At 41.4% G+C, this 23,309-nt stretch carries 21 protein-coding genes and 1 pseudogene; 21 read left to right on the top strand and 1 reads right to left on the bottom strand.

The window, feature by feature from the left end:
* The first annotated feature begins 9 nt into the window (after positions 1-9).
* The 13 genes from D8803_RS00505 to D8803_RS00445 all read left to right on the top strand — a co-directional run bounded on the left by D8803_RS00505 (position 10) and on the right by D8803_RS00445 (position 16,529).
* On the top strand, positions 10-1,014 hold the full coding sequence (locus D8803_RS00505) for a uroporphyrinogen decarboxylase family protein (protein ID WP_131199939.1): 1,005 nt from the start codon (positions 10-12) through the stop codon (positions 1,012-1,014).
* A gap of 11 nt (positions 1,015-1,025) precedes the next feature.
* Positions 1,026-1,229, top strand: a complete 204-nt coding sequence (locus D8803_RS00500; protein WP_000837737.1) for a hypothetical protein — start codon at positions 1,026-1,028, stop codon at positions 1,227-1,229.
* A 2-nt stretch (positions 1,230-1,231) separates the two neighbouring features.
* On the top strand, positions 1,232-2,230 hold the full coding sequence (locus D8803_RS00495; protein ID WP_131199938.1) for a uroporphyrinogen decarboxylase family protein: 999 nt from the start codon (positions 1,232-1,234) through the stop codon (positions 2,228-2,230).
* An 11-nt stretch (positions 2,231-2,241) separates the two neighbouring features.
* A complete protein-coding gene (locus D8803_RS00490; RefSeq protein WP_131199937.1) occupies positions 2,242-3,120 on the top strand; it encodes a transporter substrate-binding domain-containing protein in 879 nt (292 codons plus the stop codon).
* Between the two features lie 32 nt (positions 3,121-3,152).
* Positions 3,153-3,845, top strand: coding sequence for an amino acid ABC transporter permease (locus D8803_RS00485; RefSeq protein WP_000255460.1), 693 nt, complete (start codon positions 3,153-3,155; stop codon positions 3,843-3,845).
* A gap of 3 nt (positions 3,846-3,848) precedes the next feature.
* Positions 3,849-4,571, top strand: coding sequence for an amino acid ABC transporter permease (locus D8803_RS00480; protein WP_131199936.1), 723 nt, complete (start codon positions 3,849-3,851; stop codon positions 4,569-4,571).
* A 9-nt stretch (positions 4,572-4,580) separates the two neighbouring features.
* A complete protein-coding gene (locus tag D8803_RS00475; protein ID WP_000942252.1) occupies positions 4,581-5,345 on the top strand; it encodes an amino acid ABC transporter ATP-binding protein in 765 nt (254 codons plus the stop codon).
* Positions 5,346-5,760: 415 nt separating this feature from the next.
* The gene (locus tag D8803_RS00470; protein ID WP_000466705.1) at positions 5,761-6,519 is read left to right on the top strand and encodes an isoprenyl transferase; all 759 of its coding nucleotides are present in this window, start codon (positions 5,761-5,763) and stop codon (positions 6,517-6,519) included.
* Between the two features lie 8 nt (positions 6,520-6,527).
* Positions 6,528-7,331: a phosphatidate cytidylyltransferase gene (locus tag D8803_RS00465; protein WP_131199935.1), complete on the top strand. Its 804-nt coding sequence runs from the start codon at positions 6,528-6,530 to the stop codon at positions 7,329-7,331.
* A gap of 15 nt (positions 7,332-7,346) precedes the next feature.
* Positions 7,347-8,603: an RIP metalloprotease RseP gene (gene rseP / locus D8803_RS00460; protein WP_125425092.1), complete on the top strand. Its 1,257-nt coding sequence runs from the start codon at positions 7,347-7,349 to the stop codon at positions 8,601-8,603.
* Between the two features lie 16 nt (positions 8,604-8,619).
* Complete coding sequence (locus D8803_RS00455; protein ID WP_131199934.1) at positions 8,620-10,473, top strand: proline--tRNA ligase; 1,854 nt, start codon at positions 8,620-8,622, stop codon at positions 10,471-10,473.
* A gap of 107 nt (positions 10,474-10,580) precedes the next feature.
* Positions 10,581-11,960 (top strand): glycoside hydrolase family 1 protein, encoded by a 1,380-nt coding sequence (locus tag D8803_RS00450; RefSeq protein ID WP_131199933.1) that lies wholly within the window; start codon positions 10,581-10,583, stop codon positions 11,958-11,960.
* Positions 11,961-12,137: 177 nt separating this feature from the next.
* Positions 12,138-16,529, top strand: coding sequence for a PolC-type DNA polymerase III (locus D8803_RS00445; RefSeq protein WP_131199932.1), 4,392 nt, complete (start codon positions 12,138-12,140; stop codon positions 16,527-16,529).
* 114 nt (positions 16,530-16,643) lie between these two features.
* Here D8803_RS00445 and D8803_RS00440 read toward each other — a convergent pair whose 3' ends face one another.
* Positions 16,644-18,431: an NACHT domain-containing protein gene (locus tag D8803_RS00440; RefSeq protein ID WP_223804966.1), complete on the bottom strand. Its 1,788-nt coding sequence runs from the start codon at positions 18,429-18,431 to the stop codon at positions 16,644-16,646.
* Positions 18,432-18,624: 193 nt separating this feature from the next.
* Here D8803_RS00440 and D8803_RS00435 point away from each other — a divergent pair, with 193 nt between their 5' ends.
* The 8 genes and pseudogenes from D8803_RS00435 (at position 18,625) to D8803_RS00400 (ending at position 23,203) form a co-directional block, all read left to right on the top strand.
* Positions 18,625-18,888 carry a type II toxin-antitoxin system RelB/DinJ family antitoxin gene (locus D8803_RS00435; protein ID WP_131199930.1) on the top strand — a complete coding sequence of 88 codons (264 nt, stop codon included), beginning with the start codon at positions 18,625-18,627 and terminating at the stop codon, positions 18,886-18,888.
* A complete protein-coding gene (locus tag D8803_RS00430) occupies positions 18,881-19,159 on the top strand; it encodes a type II toxin-antitoxin system YafQ family toxin (RefSeq protein WP_131199929.1) in 279 nt (92 codons plus the stop codon). Before D8803_RS00435 ends, D8803_RS00430 begins: the two co-directional genes overlap by 8 nt.
* A 20-nt stretch (positions 19,160-19,179) precedes the next feature.
* Positions 19,180-19,332: a hypothetical protein gene (locus tag D8803_RS00425; protein WP_131199928.1), complete on the top strand. Its 153-nt coding sequence runs from the start codon at positions 19,180-19,182 to the stop codon at positions 19,330-19,332.
* 21 nt (positions 19,333-19,353) lie between these two features.
* Positions 19,354-20,595: an aminopeptidase gene (locus D8803_RS00420; RefSeq protein WP_131199927.1), complete on the top strand. Its 1,242-nt coding sequence runs from the start codon at positions 19,354-19,356 to the stop codon at positions 20,593-20,595.
* 29 nt (positions 20,596-20,624) lie between these two features.
* Positions 20,625-20,714 (top strand): annotated as a pseudogene (locus D8803_RS00415) (GlsB/YeaQ/YmgE family stress response membrane protein); the annotation flags it as partial.
* Positions 20,715-21,104: 390 nt separating this feature from the next.
* Complete coding sequence (locus D8803_RS00410) at positions 21,105-21,548, top strand: hypothetical protein (RefSeq protein WP_061418258.1); 444 nt, start codon at positions 21,105-21,107, stop codon at positions 21,546-21,548.
* Positions 21,545-22,363, top strand: coding sequence for a hypothetical protein (locus tag D8803_RS00405; RefSeq protein WP_223804946.1), 819 nt, complete (start codon positions 21,545-21,547; stop codon positions 22,361-22,363). The genes D8803_RS00410 and D8803_RS00405 overlap by 4 nt, the downstream gene beginning before the upstream one ends.
* 117 nt (positions 22,364-22,480) lie before the next feature.
* Positions 22,481-23,203 carry a pseudouridine synthase gene (locus D8803_RS00400; RefSeq protein WP_131199926.1) on the top strand — a complete coding sequence of 241 codons (723 nt, stop codon included), beginning with the start codon at positions 22,481-22,483 and terminating at the stop codon, positions 23,201-23,203.
* The last annotated feature ends 106 nt before the right edge of the window (positions 23,204-23,309 follow it).

Genomic DNA, 23,309 nt, shown 5'->3' with positions numbered 1-23,309 from the left:
GAGAAAGGTATGGCAAGTAAAAGAGATTTAGTCTTTAGAGCGATTCGAGGCGATGAAGTGGAAAGAGTTCCTGTGGGATTTTGGTTTCATTTTGTAACACTCGAAGAAAAGGGGCAGGGATTAAATAATCCACGTATCTTTCAAAAGAGTGTTGACGGGCATCGCAACTATGTGGAAAGGATTTGTCCTGATTTTGTCAAAATCATGAGCGACGGTTTTTTCCTTTATCCAAGTAATATCTATAGTCCTAAGATTGCAAGCATTCAGGAGCTGACTTCTATTGAGTCGATTGGTGAGGAACACCCATGGATTCAGCAACAGGTGGAAGTGGTACAAGCGATTCGAGAGACCTTTACCGAAGAGATTGCTTCTTTCTACAATATCTTTTCGCCGATCTCCTACCTCAAGCGCTGGTTCCGTACAGAAACTTCTCGAGGTGATAAGGAAGTAGCTGATTTATTGCTTGAAAATCCTGAGCAATTCAGAGCTATTCTAGATGTGATTGCAGGAGATATTGCTATCCTAACTCAGAAAATCATCCAGCAAGGCGGTGTCGACGGGATTTACCTCAGCACTCAGGAAATTCAAGATGAGCGCATCGCACCAGCACTCTACCAAACCTATATCGAACCGAGCAATATAGCGATTTTGGAGGCAGCCAATCAGGTTGGTGGGACCAATATCCTCCATATCTGTGGTTTTGAAGGTGCGAGCAATGATGTGACGATATTTAAGGACTATCCAGCTCAAGTGGTCAACTGGGCGACCCACCATGAGGATGTTAGTTTGACACAGGGTCAAGAGTTATTCCGAGATAAGGCCGTTTTAGGTGGATTCGAAAATGGCAAGAAAAGCTTGCTTTATCAAGGTTCCAAAGCGGAATTGCAAGATGAAACAAGACGGTTGCTGGCTGAAGCTGGTAGTAAAGGCGTTCTTCTGGGAGCTGACTGTACTGTTCCAGATGACTTTGACTTAGAGAGGTTGGACTGGATTCGGCAGGCGGCTGTTCTCTAAAAGGAGGAGCTATGAAAAGTAAAAGATGGGGCATCTTCATTGCAGTTGTCGGTTTGCTGGCCTTGGTTGCCATAAGCGTCGTAAAAAATGGGCACTGCAAAAATGGAGAGAGATGTCGTGGAGTTCAGGATTTTTCCAAGTCCAGTCTTCCCTTTCTACGCTCGAATGATATCGCAAGCAGTTTATTAGTTGAAAAAGTAAGAAATGGAGAATAAGAATGTCAGAAAAAAAAGAATGGGTTTTAAAAGCATTTAAAGGTGAAAAGGTTGATCGTGTGCCAGTTGGTTTTTGGCACCATTTCACATCCGAAGACGAATGGCTACATGGATTCTCAAATCCAGTCATTATCGAGAAGAATATCGAGGGACATAAGCGCTTTATCCGAGAAGTTCAGCCAGACTTTATCAAACTCATGAGTGATGGCTACTTTGCTTATCCAAATCCAGCGATTGCCAAAGGCAAATCACTTCAAGAATTGGCGACCATTCAAACACTCGGACCAGATCATGCTTGGATAAAAGAGCAGGTGAACTTGGTTAAGAAAATCAAGCAAGAGTTTACAGAAGATATCGTTGCGATTTACAATATTTTTGCTCCTGTGACCTATCTCAAGTGGTTGCTTGGGGAAGTGTCTGGCGGGGATGACCTCATTGCGGACTTTCTGGTGGAAGATCCTGAAGCCCTTAAAAAGGTGTTGGATGTGATTGCAGAAGATATTGCGAGTCTCAGTCGAGCTGTCATCGAAGAGGCTGGTGCTGATGGAATCTATCTCAGCGTGCAGAGTATCCAAGATCAACGAGTGTCGGCAGCAGATTATCAAGCCGTCATTGCACCTAGCGAGATAACTGTTCTGGAAGCAGCTAGTGCGGTTGGTGGTGTCACTGTTCTTCATATCTGTGGCTACGAGGGAGCGCGAAATGATATTCACCTTTTTGCAGACTATCCAGCCCAAGTCTTTAACTGGGCTGTAGGACCAGAGGGAATCACTCTCAAGGAAGGTCGTGAGATTTTCAAGGGACGTACGGTTCTTGGAGGATTTGAAAATGGCAAAACAGGCTTGCTGTATACTGGTAGCAAGGATGCCATTCAGGCTGAGGCAAAGAAACTAGTTGCAGAAGCTGGGGAACAGGGCTTGGTACTTGGGGCAGATTGTACCATTCCAAGTGATATCGCAGTTGAACGTATCCAGTGGGTGAGAGAAGCGCTTGAAAACTAAAGGAGAAAAAGATGAGTAAAAAAACATGGATTATCGGTGGTGTAGCAGTTGTTGCAGTAATTGGGGCAACGATTATCGGAAGAAGTTTAGCTGGTGCTCCAGCCAAGGATGGAGAAACGGCTTCGTCTGCTGAAGTTATAACCTTGAAGGTTGCCCATACACAAAACTATGTACCTTATGACTTTGTAAATGAAAAAGGGGAATCAGATGGTTATGAAGTAGCTGTTTTGAAGGCTGTTGATGAGAAGTTGGCAAACTATCAATTTGAATATACGGGTACCAGTGATGACGACCTCTTGATTGGTCTGGAATCAGGTAAGTATGACATCGGAACCAAGGGAGCTTGGTACACAGAAGAACGAGCTAAAAAGTTTGTCATTCCATCTGAACCAGTCGGAGCGAGCATCATCGGATTTACTGTCAGAAAAGAAGATGAACAGAAATACAAAACAATTGATGACTTTGCTAAGAATAAAGGGAAATTGGTTCCCATCTCTCCACAGAATGCTCAATGGAATGTTATCACCAGCTACAATGAAAAACATCAGGCTGCACCGATTGAGCTAACAGCTGCTGAATCCTTTAAAGTGGCAGATGCCTATGCCTGGGTCTTAGAAGGACGTTATGACGCCTTCTTTGATATCAAACTGTCCTTTGAAAAAGCAGTTACAGCAGAAGATGGTCCTTACCACCAATATGCGGATAAACTCAGCTGGTTCCCATACAAGGGCATTCCAACTTATCCTTTGATTCACCGTGATGAAAAGGGTGAGCAATTCGCTAAAGAATACGAAAAAGCAATCAAAGAGTTGAAAGAAGATGGCACGCTTGCTAAGCTATCTCAGCAATACTTTAAAGAAGATGTCTTTAGTTATGTAGACAAAGACTAGACCAGAAATTCCAAGACTAGAAAGGGTTTTGCATGGTTTCTTATGATTTTTCCAAGGTCTTTCAGTTTTTACCGACCTTATGGCAGGCACTTCCTATGACCTTGTCCATTCTCTTTTTTACCACTCTTCTTGGTTCCCTTTTTGGAGGTCTCTTGGCCTGGGCGCAAGTAGGAGAAGACAAGAGTTTTGCAGCGATTTCCAAAGGCTATATCTTTACCCTTCGTTGTACACCGCCGATTGTCTTACTTTTTCTAGTCTTTTATGGCTTGCCAGAATTTCTGAAATGGTGGCTTGGTTTGGATATCAACAACTGGTCTAAAACTATTTTTGTTCTCCTGACGATGATTCTCTTGTTTGCGGCTATTGTTGCCGAGGTTTTCAAGGCGGCCTATCAAGCTATTCCAAAGGGGCAGACAGAGGCCGGGCTTAGTATTGGTTTGACTCCAAGTCAGACTTTTTGGAGAATCATTTTCCCCCAAGCTTTTCAAGTTGCTCTTCCCAATATAACGACCGCTATTCTCAATCTCATGCGGGACGCTGCCTTGGCTTATACGATTGGTTTCGTTGATGTTATGGGGGCGGGGAATCTCTTGATCAGTCGCAATTTAGGGAACTACTCTCTGGAAACCTATACGGCAGTTGCGCTTCTTTATTGGGGGATTGCCTTGGTTATTTCTAGCTTGAGTCGTTTGCTTGAGAAGTCTTTGGAAACAAAAGGGAGGTAAGAAATGGATATAGACTATATTGTAAAGACCTTTCTGGAGACCTTGAAGGGTGTGCCAATCACCTTGATTATCATGATTGTGGCTATGGTCTTAAGCTTTTTACCGGCTCTATTTTTAGCCTTGGGGCAGATTTACAAGGTTCGAGGGGTGAGGAGTTTTTCTCTAGTCTATCTGGCTTTTATCCGAGCGACTCCACCGATTTTATTGATTCTCTTCTTTTATAGTTTGTTTCCAAGTTTGCTGAATCAATTTTTCAAAAGCATAGGAAGCGACTTTGATATTTTCAAGCTTGATCCTCTCTATTATGCCTTTATCATTTATAGTTTGATGACAATCGGGAGTTTGTCGGAGATTTTGCGTTCAGCTATCTTGACGGTGGACAAGGGACAGCTAGAGGCGGCGCATGCGATTGGGCTGACTACGACCCAGGCCTATCTAAGGATTGTTTTTCCTCAAGCCTTGCGCTCAGCCTTGCCTAACTTGGCCAATCTGGTGATCAATATCGTCAAAGGGACCTCCCTGGTCTTTGTCATGACCATCAAGGACATCACCGCTATTGCTCGTGTAGAAGCGTCCTACGGTTACCAGTATTTTGAGTCTTATTTTGTGATCTTTTTGCAGTATATTTTGATCTGTGGTTTGATTCAGTGGGGCTTCTCCCTACTGGAGAAAGGCTATGTGAAAAAAGAAAAGAGAGCAAAAGCATCTAGTGCACGTTTTGTATAGGAGGACAGGATGTTACAAGTAGAACATATCGCAAAAACATTTGGTGAGAGGCAGGTGCTGGAGGATGTCAATCTTCAGGTCAATCAAGGGGATGTCGTTGTTATTTTAGGGCCATCAGGTTCGGGGAAAACAACCTTTCTCCGTTGTCTTAACCACTTAGAAAAAGCTGACAGTGGCCGTTTGACCTTGGCAGGAAAGACCTATGACTTAGCCAAATTAAGCAAGAAAGACATTCTAGAAATTCGCCAAAAAACAGCCTTTGTTTTCCAACACTACAATCTCTTTGCAAATAAAACTGCTCTGGAAAATATTCTAGAAGGTCTAATCGTAGCTCGTAAAGTTCCCAAGGAAGAAGCACTCAAACGTGCAGAATCCGCCTTGGAAAAAGTTGGTTTACTGGCCTACAAAGACTACTACCCTTCCCAGCTTTCTGGTGGGCAACAACAACGAATAGGAATTGCGCGTGCTATTGCCGTCAAGCCCGAGGTGATTTTGTTGGATGAACCAACATCTGCACTGGACCCTGAGTTGGTTGGAGATGTTTTGGATGTTCTGAAACAGTTGGCGGGAGAAGGTGTGACCATGGTGGTCGTCACGCATGAGATGGGATTTGCTAGGGATGTCGCTAACCACGTTATTTTCATGGATGGAGGCCGTATCGTAGAGGAGAATAATCCGCATGATTTCTTTAGTCGTCCACAAGAAGAACGAACCAAGCAGTTCCTAGCTCGTATCTTATCAGATGCCACCTACAGTGTAGAATATATGATTTGATAGATAAGTGCATTATGAAAGAAACTTATGAAGCAAAGTTCCAATCTATAAACTATGGGAAAAGGTGTCAGCTTGAAATGACTTTCAGAAAAAGCTAGGTTTTAGACTTAGATTGGCTATTTGAGATGATTTGAGGTACTTTTCGTACACTCAAGTGGGCAATCTTATTTTAGATTTTTCATTTCTCAAAAAACTTAAGAAAAATTTAAGCTAGGAGGTGTATACTAAGTTCATAAGTTAAGAGAAACTTAACTTAAACTCCTAAAACTTTTTCATAATAATCTCCCTATAAAACTAAGTCGCCCAATTAGGCGGCTTAATTTTTGTCTTTACGGAGAGCTAATAACTTAGCAATAGAAGAAAATAGGGAAATATGGTATAATGAAACGATAGATTTTTGAATAGGAATAAGAACATGTTTGGATTTTTTAAGAAAGATAAAGCTGTAGAAGTCGAGGTTCCAACACAGGTTCCTGCTCATATTGGCATCATCATGGATGGGAATGGTCGTTGGGCTAAAAAACGGATGCAACCACGGGTTTTTGGTCATAAGGCGGGAATGGAAGCCCTCCAAAAGGTAACCAAGGCAGCTAACAAGATGGGAGTTAAGGTCATCACGGTTTATGCCTTTTCAACGGAAAATTGGACACGCCCAGATCAAGAGGTCAAGTTTATCATGAATTTGCCAGTCGAATTTTATGATAACTACGTCCCTGAATTGCACGCAAATAACGTTAAGATTCAGATGATTGGGGAGACAGACCGTCTGCCTAAGCCGACTTTTGAAGCTTTGAAAAAAGCAGAGGAATTGACCAAGAACAATACGGGCTTGATTCTCAATTTTGCGCTTAACTATGGTGGCCGTGCTGAAATTACGCAGGCTCTTAAGGGCTTGGCTCAAGATGTTCTAGATGCTAAAATCAACCCTGGTGACATCACAGAAGATATGATTGGGGACTATCTTTTTACGCAACACCTGCCAAAGGATTTGCGAGATCCTGATTTGATTATCCGTACGAGTGGTGAGTTGCGTTTGAGTAATTTCTTGCCATGGCAAGCAGCCTATAGTGAGCTTTACTTTACGGATACCTTGTGGCCTGATTTTGATGAAGCCGCCTTGCAGGAAGCTATTGCTGCTTTTAACCATCGCAATCGCCGTTTTGGAGGAGTTTAGGAGAAGATATGACCAAGGATTTAAAAAAGAGAACATTGTTTGCGATATTGGCCCTGGCAATTTTCCTTCCAGTCTTGTTTGCAGGAGGGCTCTTGTTGCAGATAGGGATTGGCTTGTTAGCCATGCTAGGCGTCCATGAACTCTTGCACATGAAGGGGTTAAAGACCATGACCATTGAGGGTGCTTTGACTCTTTTTGCGACCTTCGCTCTCACAGTTCCTTTAGAAAATTACCTAACTTTTTTGCCTGTTGATGGGAATGTGGTTGCCTACAGTGTTTTGATTACCATAATGCTAGGGACGACCGTTTTCAGTAAGAACTATACGATTGAAGATGCCGCTTTCCCAATTGCTGTGAGCTTTTATGTTGGTTTTGGCTTCAATGCCTTACTAGATGCTCGGGTGGCAGGTTTTGACAAGGTACTTTTGGCCCTTTTTATCGTTTGGGCGACAGATAGCGCAGCCTACCTGACAGGGATGAATTTTGGTAAACATAAGTTGGCTCCGAGAGTTTCTCCTAATAAGAGTATTGAGGGATTTGTCGGGGGCATTCTAGGTGCGGTACTGATAACAGTGATTTTCATGTTAGTGGACAGCACAGTTGCTCTTCCTTATGGGATTTATAGAATGAGTCTCTTTGCTGCCTTCTTCAGTGCGGCCGGTCAGTTTGGTGACTTGATTGAAAGTGCCATGAAACGCCATTTCGGTGTCAAGGATTCTGGCAAATTTATCCCTGGACATGGCGGTGTGTTGGATCGCTTTGACAGCATGCTGATTGTGTTTCCAATGATGCACTTATTTGGCCTGTTTTAAAGAAAGGAATATTGAATGATTGGATTGCTAACCTTTATCCTCGTTTTTGGGATTATTGTGGTGGTGCATGAGTTTGGACATTTTTATTTTGCCAAGAAATCAGGCATTCTAGTTCGTGAATTTGCCATTGGTATGGGACCCAAGATTTTTGCTCATATCGGTAAGGATGGCACTGCTTATACCATTCGAATCCTTCCTCTAGGAGGCTATGTTCGTATGGCAGGCTGGGGTGATGATGCGACAGAAATCAAGACAGGAACTCCGGTCAGTTTGACACTTGCTGATGATGGTAAGGTCAAACGGATCAACCTCTCAGGAAAGAAACTGGATCAAACAGCTCTCCCTATGCAGGTAACCCAGTTTGACTTTGAAGACAAGCTCTTTATCAAGGGTTTGGTCTTGGAAGAAGAAAAGACCTTTGCTGTGGATCATGATGCAACAGTTGTTGAGGCAGATGGTACCGAAGTACGCATCGCTCCTTTGGATGTACAGTATCAAAATGCTTCTATCTGGGGCAAGCTCATCACCAACTTTGCAGGTCCCATGAATAACTTTATCTTAGGTGTTGTTGTTTTTTGGATCTTGATCTTTTTGCAGGGCGGTGTTAGAGATACTCAGACCAATCTCTTTCATGTCATGCCAGAGGGAGCTTTGGCTAAGGTGGGTGTGGCTGAAACCGCCCAAATTACCAAGGTCGGCTCACATGAGATTAAGAATTGGCAAGACTTGACCCAGGCTGTGGAAGCAGATACCAAGGACAAGACCGCCCCGACCTTGGATGTGACCATTTCTGAAAATGGTAGCGAAAAACAAGTTACTGTGACTCCAGAAGAGAATCAAGGACGTTACATTCTCGGGGTTCGACCGGGGGTCAAGTCAGACTTTCTATCCATGTTTGTTGGTGGATTTACGACAGCTGCTGATTCAGGGCTCCGTATCCTTTCGGCTCTGAAAAACTTGATTTTCCATCCAGATTTGAACAAACTCGGTGGTCCCGTTGCCATTTTTAAGGCAAGTAGTGATGCTGCTAAAAATGGAATTGAGAATGTCCTCTATTTCCTAGCTATGATTTCCATCAATATCGGAATTTTTAATTTGATTCCGATTCCGGCTTTGGATGGTGGAAAGATTGTGCTCAATATCCTAGAGGTTATCCGCCGGAAACCCCTTAAACAAGAAATTGAAACCTATGTCACCATGGCTGGTGTAGTTATCATGGTTGTCTTGATGCTAGCTGTGACCTGGAATGACATTATGCGACTCTTCTTTTAGATAATCGAGGAATATTATGAAACAAAGTAAAATGCTAATCCCAACGCTTCGCGAAATGCCAAGCGATGCTCAAGTTATCAGCCACGCCCTTATGTTGCGTGCTGGTTATGTCCGTCAAGTTTCTGCTGGTGTTTATTCTTACCTACCACTCGCTAACCGTGTGATTGAAAAGGCTAAGAACATCATGCGCCAAGAGTTTGATAAGATTGGTGCGGTAGAAATGCTAGCTCCGGCCCTTCTCAGTGCCGATCTTTGGCGTGAATCAGGTCGTTATGAAACCTATGGTGAAGACCTTTATAAATTGAAAAACCGTGAAAAATCGGACTTTATCCTAGGTCCGACACACGAAGAGACTTTTACAGCTATTGTTCGTGACTCTGTCAAGTCTTACAAGCAATTGCCACTCAACCTTTACCAAATCCAACCTAAATACCGTGATGAAAAACGCCCACGTAACGGCCTTCTCCGTACGCGTGAATTTATCATGAAAGACGGTTATAGTTTCCATGCTAATTACGATAGTTTGGATGTGACTTATGACGAGTACAAGGCGGTCTATGAACGTATTTTCACTCGTAGTGGTTTGGATTTCAAGGCCATCATCGGTGACGGTGGAGCCATGGGTGGTAAGGATAGCCAAGAATTTATGGCCATCACACCAGCCCGTACAGACCTCGATCGCTGGGTTGTCTTAGACAAGTCAGTTGCCTCATTTGATGAGATTCCTGCAGAAGTGCAAGAAGAAATCAAGGCAGAATTGCTCAAATGGATGGTTTCTGGTGAAGACACTATTGCCTACTCAAGTGAGTCTAGCTATGCAGCTAACTTAGAAATGGCAACAAACGAGTACAAACCAAGCAACCGTGTCGTTACTGAAGAAGAAGTAACTCGCGTGGAAACACCAGGTGTTAAATCCATTGACGAAGTCGCAGCCTTCCTAAATGTCCCAGAAGAACAAACAATCAAAACCCTCTTCTACATGGCAGATGGTGAGCTTGTTGCAGCCCTTCTAGTTGGAAATGACCAACTCAATGAAGTCAAGTTAAAGAACCACTTGGGTGCAGATTTCTTTGATGTTGCGAGCGAGGAAGAAGTAGCAAATGTTATCTCAGCTGGCTTTGGTTCGCTTGGCCCAGTTGGTTTGCCAGAAAATGTGAAAATCATTGCAGACCGTAAGGTGCAAGATGTTCGCAATGCTGTTGTAGGGGCTAACGAAGATGGCTACCACTTGACGGGTGTGAATCCAGGTCGTGACTTTACCGCAGAATATGTGGATATACGTGAAGTTCGTGAGGGTGAAATTTCACCAGACGGACAAGGTGTCCTTAACTTTGCGCGTGGTATTGAGATCGGTCATATTTTCAAACTTGGAACTCGTTACTCAGCAAGTATGGGCGCAGATGTTTTGGACGAGAATGGTCGTGCTGTGCCAGTCATCATGGGATGTTACGGTATCGGTGTTAGCCGTCTTCTATCAGCAGTTATGGAACAACACGCTCGCCTCTTTGTTAACAAAACGCCAAAAGGGGAATACCGTTACGCTTGGGGAATTAACTTCCCTAAAGAATTGGCGCCATTTGATGTGCACTTGATTACTGTCAATGTCAAAGACGAAGAAGCGCAAGCTTTGACAGAAAAACTTGAGTCTAGCTTGATGGAAGCTGGTTACGAAGTCTTGACAGATGACCGTAACGAACGTGTCGGAGTGAAGTTTAGCGATAGCGACTTGATTGGGTTGCCAATCCGTATCACTGTTGGGAAGAAAGCAGCTGACGGTATTGTAGAAGTTAAAATCAAAGCGACTGGTGACACCATCGAAGTTCACGCAGACAACTTGCTTGAAACGCTTGAAATCCTCAGCAAGAAATAAAAACTATAATCAGAAGAAAAACAAGGCAAAAATGTAACTAGTTTTTACCTTGTTTTTTCTATATAATGGAAGTGAATAAAGACATAATCAATTTAAGAGGTATAACAATGCTAAAATTTCCAAAGGATTTTGTTTGGGGTTCCTCCACTTCTGGACCACAGACAGAAGGACGAGTGCCAGGTGATGGCAAGGGAGATAATCTCTGGGATTATTGGTATCAGGTGGAACCCAATCGCTACTACAATGGGATTGGACCTGACAAAACATCGACTTTTTACGAGAACTGGGAGAAGGATATTGAGCTTTTGGTAGAGACTGGCCATACAGCCTTCCGAACTTCTATCCAGTGGTCTCGTATTTTTCCACAGGGCCGTGGAGAGGTCAATCCTCAAGGGGTGTCTTTCTACCGTCAGGTATTTGAGGCTATTAAAGCTAAGGGTATTCGTCTTTTAGTCAATCTCTATCACTTTGACCTTCCTTTTGCCCTTCAAGAAGCTGGTGATGGCTGGGAAAATAAGGCAACCGTCAAGGCTTATGAAGACTATGCTCGTTTTTGTTTTGAAACTTACGGCGACTTGGTGGACCAATGGATTACCTTTAATGAGCCTATCGTTCCTGTAGAGTTTGGCTATTTCTATGATGCCCACTATCCTCACAAGGTGGATGCCAAAGCAGCGGTTAAGGTTGCCTATCACACACAATTGGCTAGTAGTCTCGCGGTTAAGGCCTGTCATGAGATTTTGACTGATTCCAAGATTGGGATTGTTCTCAACTTGACACCAGCCTATCCTCGTAGCCAACATCCTGCAGATGTCAAGGCCGCTCGCATTGCCGATCTCTTTCAAGCTCAATCTTTCCTAGATCCGTCTGTCTTGGGGGTTTATCCAGAAGAGCTAGTGAAAATCTTGTCTGAGCATGATTTGCTGCCAGAGTACACTGTTGAAGAGTTAGAACTTATTCGTGACCATACAGTGGACTTTCTTGGAGTCAACTATTACCAACCTCTGCGTGTTATGGCGCCACGTTTTGCCAAGCATCCAGATAGCCCACTCTTGCCAGAACATTTCTACGAGCCTTATGTTATGCCGGGCCGTAAAATCAATCCTCACCGTGGCTGGGAAATTTATGAGCAAGGGATTTATGATATCGCTCAAAATATCAAGGAAAATTATGGTAATATTGAGTGGTTGCTGACCGAAAACGGCATGGGTGTTGAAGGGGAAGACAAGTTCCGTGAGAATGGCATGATTCAGGACGACTATCGTATTGACTTTGTCAAAGGTCATCTTCGTGAACTCCATCGTGCCATCGAAGACGGCGCTAACTGTAAAGGTTACTTAATCTGGACCTTTATTGATTGCTGGTCATGGCTCAACAGCTATAAAAACCGCTATGGTCTAGTTGAGCTTGACTTGGAAACGCAAGAACGCCGCTTGAAAAAATCAGGTCACTGGTTCAAAGAGCTTAGCGACCATAATGGATTTTAAAAATAAAAGTGAGATGAAGTTCATCTCACCTTTCTAATATGTAACAACTAATCAGTGCAGTTTTAACCACTACAAGTATGATAAAATCTTTTCATCTAAGTCGCAAGGGAGATGGTACTGGCTATATATTTTCTTTAATTATGGTAAAATAGTAAGAGAATAATGTGAGGAAATTGAATGTCAAGTAAGTTTGAAATTTTAATGAATCAACTAGGAATCTCTGATCAGCTGAGACAGGATCCTGCTCTTGTTGATGCAAGTATTGAGCGTGTTGTGGTTCATAAAATTAGTAAGATCTGGGAATTTCATTTTGTATTTTCTAATATTTTACCGATTGAAATCTTTTTAGAGTTAAAGAAAGGGCTTAGTGAAGAATTTTCTAAGACAGGGAATAAAGCTGTTTTCGAAATCAAGGCTCACTCTCAGGAATTTTCAAATGAACTCTTGCAGGCCTACTATAAGGAGGCTTTTTCTGAAGGTCCATGTGCTAGTCAGGGGTTTAAATCTCTTTATCAGAATTTGCAAGTTCGTGCGGAAGGAAATCAACTCTTTATTGAAGGTTCAGAGGCGATTGATAAGGAACACTTTAAGAAAAATCACCTTCCTAATCTAGCAAAGCAGCTTGAAAAGTTTGGTTTTCCAGCCTTTGTTTGCCAAATAGAACAGAATGATGCCCTTACACAAGAGCAGGAGAAAGCCTTCCATACGGAGAATGAACAAATTGTACAGGCTGCCAATGAAGAGGCTTTGCGGGCTATGGAACAACTAGAACAAATGGCTCCTCCTCCAGTAGAAGAGAAACCAGCCTTCGATTTTCAGTCTAAAAAAGCTGCGGCTAAGCCAAAACTAGATAAGGCAGAAGTTACCCAGATGATTGACGTGACAACTGAGGAAAATCGTTTGGTCTTTGAAGGGGTAGTCTTTGATGTCGAGCAAAAAGTGACCAGAACGGGTCGTGTTTTGATCAACTTTAAAATGACGGACTATAGTTCAAGCTTCTCAATGCAAAAATGGGTTAAAAATGAGGAAGAGGCTCAGAAGTTTGACATCATCAAGAAAAATTCTTGGCTCCGTGTTCGTGGAAATGTAGAGATGAATAACTTTACACGAGATTTGACCATGAACGTGCAGGATGTGCAGGAAGTTGTTCACTATGAGCGGAAGGATTTGATGCCAGAAGGTGAGCGTCGGGTCGAGTTTCATGCTCATACTAACATGTCGACCATGGATGCTCTGCCAGAGGTAGAAAAAATCGTTGAGACAGCTGCTAAGTGGGGACATAAGGCGGTTGCTATCACGGACCATGGGAATGTCCAGTCCTTCCCACATGGCTATAAGGCAGCTAAGAAAGCTGGAATTCAGCTAATCTATGGAATGGAAGCCAATATCGTTGAAGACCGCGTTCCTATCGTTTATAACGAAGTGGAAATGGACTTGTCAGAAGCAACCTACGTGGTTTTTGACGTGGAAACGACGGGACTTTCAGCCATCTATAATGACTTGATTCAGGTTGCGGCCTCTAAGATGTACAAGGGAAATGTTATTGCCGAATTTGATGAATTTATCAATCCAGGGCACCCTCTGTCAGCCTTTACCACGGAGTTGACTGGTATTACAGATGATCATGTCAAAAATGCCAAACCACTGGAACAAGTTTTGCAAGAATTCCAAGAATTTTGTAAGGATACCGTCTTAGTCGCCCACAATGCTACCTTTGACGTTGGCTTTATGAATGCCAACTATGAGCGCCATGGTCTGCCTAAGATTAGCCGGCCAGTTATCGATACGCTGGAGTTTGCTAGAAACCTCTATCCTGAGTATAAACGTCATGGCTTGGGACCTTTGACCAAGCGTTTTGGTGTGGCTTTGGAACATCACCACATGGCTAATTACGATGCGGAAGCTACTGGCCGTTTGCTCTTCATCTTTATCAAAGAGGTAGCAGAAAAACATGGTGTGACTGACCTAGCTAGACTCAACATTGATTTGATTAGTCCAGATTCTTATAAAAAAGCTCGGATCAAGCATGCGACTATTTATGTCAAGAATCAGGTAGGTCTAAAAAATATCTTTAAACTGGTTTCTTTGTCCAATACCAAGTACTTTGAAGGAGTGCCACGAATTCCGAGAACGGTTCTAGATGCCCATCGGGAAGGCTTGATTTTAGGATCAGCCTGTTCAGAAGGTGAAGTTTTTGATGCAGTTGTTTCCCAAGGTGTGGATGCGGCAGTTGAGGTGGCCAAGTATTATGACTTTATCGAGGTCATGCCACCTGCTATCTATGCTCCCTTGATTGCCAAGGAGCAGGTCAAGGATATGGAGGAACTCCAGACCATTATCAAAAGTTTGATAGAAGTGGGAGACCGTCTTGGCAAGCCTGTTCTGGCTACGGGAAATGTTCACTATATCGAACCGGAAGAAGAGATTTATCGCGAAATTATCATCCGTAGTTTGGGACAGGGGGCTATGATTAACCGGACCATTGGTCACGGTGAACATGCCCAACCAGCTCCTCTTCCGAAAGCTCATTTTCGAACGACTAATGAGATGTTGGATGAATTTGCTTTCTTAGGAGAGGAGCTAGCACACAAGCTAGTTATTGAAAATCCCAATGCCTTGGCAGAAATTTTTGAGCCTGTTGAGGTTGTTAAGGGTGACTTGTACACACCTTTCATTGACAAGGCTGAAGAAACGGTCGCTGAGCTGACCTATAAGAAAGCTTTTGAGATTTATGGAAATCCTCTGCCAGATATCGTTGATTTGCGGATTGAAAAAGAATTAACTTCTATTCTGGGGAATGGATTTGCCGTGATTTATCTGGCTTCCCAGATGCTGGTGCAACGTTCCAATGAACGGGGCTACTTGGTTGGTTCTCGTGGATCTGTCGGCTCTAGTTTCGTTGCGACTATGATTGGGATTACGGAGGTTAATCCTCTTTCTCCTCACTATGTCTGTGGTCAGTGTCAGTACAGTGAGTTTATAACTGATGGTTCTTATGGTTCCGGTTTTGATATGCCTAATAAGGACTGTCCAAAGTGTGGCCACAAACTCAGCAAAAATGGGCAGGATATTCCGTTCGAGACCTTCCTCGGTTTTGATGGGGACAAGGTTCCCGATATTGACTTGAACTTCTCAGGTGAAGATCAGCCAAGCGCCCACTTGGATGTGCGTGATATCTTTGGTGAAGAATATGCCTTCCGTGCGGGAACGGTTGGTACGGTAGCTGCTAAGACTGCCTATGGATTTGTAAAGGGCTACGAGAGAGACTATGGGAAGTTTTATCGTGATGCAGAGGTGGAACGCCTTGCTCAAGGTGCTGCCGGTGTCAAGCGGACAACAGGACAACACCCGGGGGGAATCGTTGTTATTCCTAACTACATGGATGTCTACGATTTTACGCCTGTCCAGTATCCAGCGGATGACGTGACGGCTGAATGGCAGACCACTCACTTTAACTTCCACGATATCGATGAGAACGTCCTCAAACTCGATGTGCTGGGGCATGATGATCCGACCATGATTCGGAAATTGCAGGATTTGTCTGGGATTGACCCTAATGAAATCCCTATGGATGATGAAGGCGTGATGGCCCTCTTTTCTGGGACGGATGTACTTGGGGTGACGCCGGAGCAAATCGGAACGCCGACGGGCATGCTGGGAATCCCAGAGTTTGGAACAAACTTTGTACGTGGGATGGTAGACGAAACGCATCCGACGACTTTTGCGGAATTGCTTCAGCTCTCAGGTCTGTCCCACGGTACTGATGTGTGGTTGGGAAATGCCCAGGATTTGATCAAGCAAGGAATTGCGGACCTATCAACCGTTATCGGTTGTCGGGACGACATCATGGTTTACCTCATGCATGCGGGTCTCGAGCCTAAGATGGCCTTTACCATCATGGAACGGGTACGTAAGGGATTGTGGTTGAAGATTTCCGAGGAAGAGCGAAATGGCTACATTGAAGCCATGAAAGCCAATAAGGTACCAGAGTGGTATATCGAGTCCTGTGGGAAAATTAAGTACATGTTCCCTAAAGCCCATGCGGCAGCCTACGTTATGATGGCCTTGCGTGTAGCCTACTTCAAGGTTCACCATCCGATTTATTACTACTGTGCTTACTTCTCCATTCGTGCTAAGGCTTTTGATATCAAGACCATGGGAGCGGGCTTGGATGCTATCAAGCGCAGAATGGAAGAAATTTCTGAAAAACGCAAGAATAACGAAGCCTCTAATGTGGAAATTGATCTCTATACAACTCTTGAGATTGTCAATGAAATGTGGGAACGTGGTTTCAAATTTGGGAAATTAGACCTCTACCGTAGTCAGGCGACAGAGTTCCTCATTGATGGGGATACCCTCATTCCGCCATTTGTTGCTATGGATGGTCTGGGAGAGAACGTTGCCAAGCAGTTAGTTCGAGCGCGTGAAGAGGGAGAATTCCTCTCCAAAACAGAACTACGCAAGCGTGGAGGCCTTTCCTCAACCTTGGTTGAAAAGATGGATGAAATGGGGATTCTCGGCAATATGCCAGAGGATAACCAGTTGAGTCTGTTTGATGAGTTGTTTTAAGAAGGTAGATTAGCCCCAATTTTACAGAGATGTTTGATAGTAAAAAAATAACAGGACATCAGATAATCCTGTTATTTTTTATTATAAGCATAAATATACAATGGTTACAGATTACTAATCCTCTAAGACTATCTCATCTTCTATTAGAGACTCTATCAGTTTCTGCTTGTAATGAGTGAGAGAAAGTGTTTTTTTGCCAACCCAAGATTTTTTAAATAAGTCCAATAATTCTTTATTTTCAATGAGGTCTTCTGGTTCGATATATTTGTCAATTAAATGGTTATCTATGCAAAATGATATTAGGGGATTATTATCTATTGTACGGTAGGATGTATAATCAATAGTATTGTTGAAAAAATAATAAATGAAACTCTCAAGGTTATCTTGGACCTGTAAGAATCCTAAACTAAAAGATGTGTTTCTAGAATCAGAACTGACAATAATTTTTACGGGAAAATTGAGAATGTAATATTCAAATAAGTCTTCTTCATCAGATTTAGATTCTTCAAATTTATCTAATAAAGGAATTAAAATATTATTATTAAAGCGTTGGGTACTCATGTCCTCTAACATAGGGAATACTGAATCTGCACTAGTTCTAAATTTTCCCCATTCTATTAAACAAAAACTATAGTCACGCATCTTACTATCCGTTTGTATATTTAGAAAGTAAGCAACAAAATATTCTTGAAAAGAACGATGGGAAAACTTGTATTTGTTTCCTTCTTTGTATAGTACACACAGACAGTTTTCTAAATCGTGGATAAAACTGCTTATATTGAGAACGTTTTTAATTCGAGGAGGAAATTTTTTAAAAATTTCGTCAATCTCTGGGAAGGTAAACTCTGTTTTTGCTTTTTGGTATGTTAGAAAACAGAAGATTGCAAAACATTCTTTAAAAGTATCTGAACTTAAATCTGATAACATTTTTCGTCGATAACTTTTTGTAGCATCGTGCTTCGAGAGCATGGTATCAAAAGCCTGGTAGTAGAAAAGATGTAATTTTTGCGGAATTTCTGCATAGTCATTGTAAGTGGAGAGCATAATATTTAGCAACAGAGGGTTTGAAGCAAAGGACTTATGTCTATCATATAAACCACTCTTTAAATCACGTATAAATTTATCTTTAAGTTCCTCATCTGGATATTCAATTCTTGTAATAAGACTTATAGCTTGTTCCTTAGTAAAAGGAACAGCTTTTAAAACTGTGAAACGTTGAAATTCAATGAATTCGGATTTGCTATAAGGTCTGGAAGAAAGGATATAATGGTTTTCAGGATATTTGTCACAAAAATCATTTAACTTTTTGAAAAATTCTTTTTGGTTTTCGCTATACAATTCATCATAGCCATCCAATAGGAATAAAAAGCATCCAGATTGAAGTGCATAATCTAAATATTCTTCTTGGAATGTATTGTGAAATTGATTTAGTTTTTTTAGCAGTAATTTCTCAAGGTCTAAATGCCCCTCTTCGTTGAAATCTTTTAATTCAATAAAAATAGGAATATAGTCTTTTAATTCTAATTCACTTAGAAAAAGGTGTTTCATGAGAGTGGATTTACCAATTCCACCAGAACCTTCAATGATTAAAAATTTTGAGATACCAGTTAGTACTCTTGTTGTAGTGGGCTTGATGATGTCTGAGCCTTTTTTTAAAAATGGGATTTCAAAAAAGTCATACAGTCTTTTGGGCTCAATTCCGTAGATAATCGTTTTGATTTTACTATATTTTTCATAAGAATTTGTTAAATAATCTTGGAAAGGAATCTCTAGATTAATTTTTGCCTCATTGTAGAGCGTTTTAAATTTGTCAGTTGTTTTTGAAATAATAGGTGAAAGGTATTTATCCAGAATAGCACTAGTAAATTGTTTTGCAATTTCATTGTTAAAGATTTCGTCCATTATCTTTTTACTCCTGTGTAATTTTGGGTATTTTTATAAAGAGTAGCACATTAGCTTTTTTATGTCAATATATTTGAAGAGAGTTCCTCGTTCTATTTGTCTATTGAAGGATATTGTATGTCCGTTGTATGTGTTTTGTATTTACAGAGCTTGCCTTTTTTGTTAAAATAATAAATAGAAAGAAGGTGAAAATATGTCAAAGACGAGCATGAGCATCCGTTTGGATAGTGAGGTGAAGGAGCAGGCCCAACAGGTATTTAATAATCTGGGAATGGATATGACCACAGCTATCAATATTTTCCTTCGTCAGGCTATTCAATATCAGGGTTTACCTTTTGATGTTAGGCTTGATGAGAATCGGAAGTTACTTGAGATATTAAGGGATTTAAACCAAAATCGTAATATGAGCCAATCCTTTGAATCAGTCTCTGACTTGATGGAGGATTTGCGTGCTTAAGATTCGTTATCATAAACAGTTTAAAAAAGATTTTAAGTTGGCTATGAAGCGTGGTTTGAAGGCAGAATTATTAGAAGAAGTTTTGAATTTTCTGGTTCAAGGAAAAGAACTTCCTGCTAGATATCGTGATCATCAATTGACGGTATCCAAGCATTTTCAAGGAGTTCGTGAGTGTCACATCCAACCAGATTGGCTTTTGGTCTATAAAGTAGACAAGTCGGAATTGATTTTAAACTTGTTGAGGACGGGCAGTCATAGCGATTTATTTTAATAAATTTTAAGGAGTTCAATATGAAACTAAAAATTTTTGCGGAAGATAAGCCAGCTGAGAAGATTTTTGACTATCAGCTAGAGCTTGCAGATGAAACAATTCTTCTATCGACAGCGCTCTTGTCTGGTGCCATTGCTTTAGCAGGATTATTATCTGCTTTGAAAGAAAAATAAAAATAGAAAAGAGAAAACAACATGGTTTTACCAAATTTTAAAGAAAATCTAGAAAAATATGCGAAATTGTTGGTTGCAAATGGAATCAATGTGCAACCTAGGCACACTTTGGCTCTCTCAATCGATGTGGAGCAACGGGAGTTGGCTCACTTGATTGTCAAAGAAGCCTATGCACTGGGTGCGCACGAAGTCATTGTTCAGTGGACAGATGATGTCATCAATCGCGAGAAATTCCTCCACGCGCCAATGGAGCGTTTGGACAATGTACCAGAATACAAGATTGCTGAGATGAACTATCTCTTGGAGAACAAGGCTAGCCGTCTCGGAGTCCGTTCATCTGATCCAGGTGCCTTGAACGGAGTCGATGCTGATAAGCTTTCAGCTTCTGCTAAAGCTATGGGACTTGCCATGAAGCCAATGCGTATCGCAACTCAGTCCAACAAGGTGAGCTGGACAGTGGCTGCCGCTGCTGGACTCGAGTGGGCTAAGAAGGTCTTCCCAAATGCAGCAAGCGATGAAGAAGCAGTTGATCTTCTTTGGGATCAAATCTTCAAAACTTGCCGTGTCTACGAAGAAGATCCCGTTAAGGCTTGGGAAGAACATGCAGCTATCCTCAAGAGCAAGGCGGAAATGCTCAATAAAGAGCAATTCTCAGCCCTTCACTATACAGCGCCAGGGACAGATTTGACCCTTGGTTTGCCTGAGAACCACGTTTGGGAATCAGCAGGAGCTATTAATGCTCAAGGGGAAGGTTTCTTGCCAAATATGCCAACAGAAGAAGTCTTCACAGCACCTGATTTTCGTCGCGCAGATGGTTATGTCACTTCTACAAAACCGCTTAGCTATAATGGAAATATCATCGAAGGAATTAAAGTAACCTTCAAGGATGGACAAATCGTGGATATTTCAGCTGAGAAGGGTGATCAGGTCATGAAAGACCTTGTCTTTGAAAATGCGGGCGCGCGTGCCTTAGGTGAATGTGCCCTGGTACCAGATCCAAGTCCAATTTCTCAGTCAGGCATTACCTTCTTTAATACCCTTTTCGATGAAAATGCGTCAAACCACTTGGCTATCGGTGCAGCCTATGCGACCAGCGTTGTTGGTGGGGCAGAGATGAGCGAAGAAGAGCTTGAAGCTGCAGGACTTAACCGTTCAGATGTTCACGTTGACTTTATGATTGGTTCTAGTCAAATGGATATCGATGGTATCCGTGAGGATGGAACACGTGTACCCCTCTTCCGTAATGGAGACTGGGCAATTTAAGGAGAAGTTATGCTTGGAAGTATGTTTGTTGGTCTCCTATTATAGCAGGAACGGCCATTATCCCAGCTATTTTAGGAGCTATGATTGTCTTAGCGATTTTCTGGAGACGAGGAAGTTAGTTTCTTGTAAAATTAGAAAAAAGGAGGTTGGTCACTTGAGCCAGCCTCCTTTTGAGTATGATATAATCTCATAGTTTCACAAAATTAGTAAGCTAGATAGTTTCTATATTTTTATCGAATTTCTCTATATAAATCTTCCATGCTTTATTTGATGAGTTCATCATTACTCGCTATAGAGGAAGTGTCAAGTGTTTTTTACAAGATTCCAGTGATGTGAAATAGCTAGGATCAAGAGGCAAAGTTGGTTATTGGAGTGCAGAATGATGTGTAGATATAGTGGTTACACGGGTTTTCATTGTTGTGATGTTTGAGGTGTGCTATAATAGGATTATAGAATTGTCTATTTCTCAATCTTTGATAAACATATATAGAAATCTAAAGAGGTATAATATGGAAAGTTTTATAATTGAATTCGAATCCGATTCGGATGGATATTTTACTTATGAATGTCCATTCTGCGAAGAACAGTTTAAGCTATTGGCTAGTGATGTGAAAGATGAGAGTTTTAGTCTTGAGGAATTATTTTGCCCATACTGTGGTTTAGTTGATGTGGCAGACAAATTTTACTCGAAAGAAACTCTAGCCTATATTCAGAATATTGCTGAGGAATGGATGATTAACGCTATAAATAAAAGTCTTGGGTCAGTAAAAAGTTCAAAAAGTTTTAAGGTTGATTTCAAAAAAATAAAACACAAGTCTATCTTGAAACCGGAAGAGCAGGATTCTGTCGAGGAAGTATTTTCTTGTGGAATATGTGAACGACATGAAAAAGTCTTATATAATGCTGGTGCTTCAAAAGTCTTTTGTGCCTATTGTGGAGGTGATATATATTGAGTGATTTACAGAAATACAGAAAAATTAGCTTAGATTTTAGAAGAAGTTCATCAAATATGCTGAATTCTAAATACGATGATGATTTGCTGTATCTTATTAGGTTTAAAGAGTTTATTGATAAAAATGATGCTATACAAGAAATTCTAAATAATTTATGGATTGGTTTACCCGAAAATTATAGTAGAGAGTTCATTATCAAAGATAAAAATACAGGATGGAATAGTATAAATGCTCCCATAAATGAAGCGGAACATTTGAAGCTTATTTATGACTATTTAAATACTATTATTGAAGAGGATATGAATTTAGCAGGGGTATCTCGTATGTTTTTATTCACCTCTTCAAGAAAATTTAATGATAATATACGAGCTTTCCTAAATAAAGTATTTAAACCATTAGTTGACTATATAAATGACCAATTATCTCAAAAAATAATAGAACTCACAGGATTAAGTCAAAATATGCCGCAAATTACACAGAATATTGAAAATAACTATGGGACTACATCTGCAGTAGGAAATGGCAGTATTTCTTCAGTAAATACTATATCAATGGATAATGATTCAATAGAAAAACTTTGTTCAGATGTTTTAAGCGAACTCATAAAATCTAACTTCTTGTCAAATGATGATAAAGAAGTAGTTATTGACGATGTTGAAACAATTCAGTCAGAAATGTCCTCAAGCAATCCCAAAAGGATAAAAATTAAGAAAGCTTGGATTTCAATACAAGCAATTCTACATAAAATACCTACTGGAATAACGGTTGCAACACAATTAATGGATTTGTGTGATAGAGTGTCCCAGCTATTTTAGGGGCTATGATTGTTTTGGCTATTTTCTGGAGACGAGGAAGTTAGTTTCTTGAAAAATTAGAAAAAAGGAGGTTGGTCACTTGGGCCAGCCTCCTTTTGAGTATGATATAATAGTTCTATGAGATTAGATAAATTTTTAGTTGCCTGCGCTGTAGGGAGTCGAACAGAGGTCAAAAACTTGCTCAAGGCTGGGCGGGTGACGGTAAATGGTAAAAAAGAAAAGTCAGCTAAACTGCAGATTAATGAAGAAAGAGATGAGATTCGCTTTGATGGTCAAAAGCTAGAATACGAGGAATTTGTCTGCTACATGATGAACAAGCCCCAAGGAGTTATTTCAGCGACCGAGGATCCCAAGCACAGAACGGTTCTAGACTTGTTGGATGATTTGGCGCGGACCAAGGAAGTTTTTCCAGTAGGGCGCTTGGATATCGATACACATGGTCTCCTGCTCTTGACCAATGATGGTCAGCTGGCCCATGCTCTTCTTTCGCCTAAACGTCATGTGGATAAGACTTATCTGGCTCGGGTTAAGGGTATTATGACTCAAGAAGATGTGGAGACATTTGCCAAGGGAATTCCTCTCAAGGACTTTACCTGCCAGCCAGCTAAGCTGGAGCTTATATCTATTGATTCAGAAAAGAATCAAAGTTTGGTTCGTGTGACCATTGCTGAAGGTAAATTCCACCAGGTCAAACGCATGGTAGCCTACTGTGGCAAGGAAGTGGTAGACCTGCAACGTTTGACTATGGGAACTCTAGTCTTGGATGAAAACTTAGAACGAGGAGAATGGCGTCGCTTGACCAAGGATGAGTTAGAGGAGCTCCTTGCTAGTATTGCTTAGTTTGGATTATGTTAGAAAAGGTGGGGGAGAATGTCCTTGCCTTTTTATGTTTTTCAGTTGCTTCCTTTGTGAAAAGAGTTATAATAGACAGTAGAATAAAAGGAGG

This window comes from Streptococcus oralis (genome assembly GCF_003943385.1).
Lineage (GTDB): Bacteria > Bacillota > Bacilli > Lactobacillales > Streptococcaceae > Streptococcus > Streptococcus oralis_CA.
The sequence above is the reverse complement of the archived record's forward strand: the minus strand, read 5'-3'. Positions and strand labels throughout refer to the sequence as shown.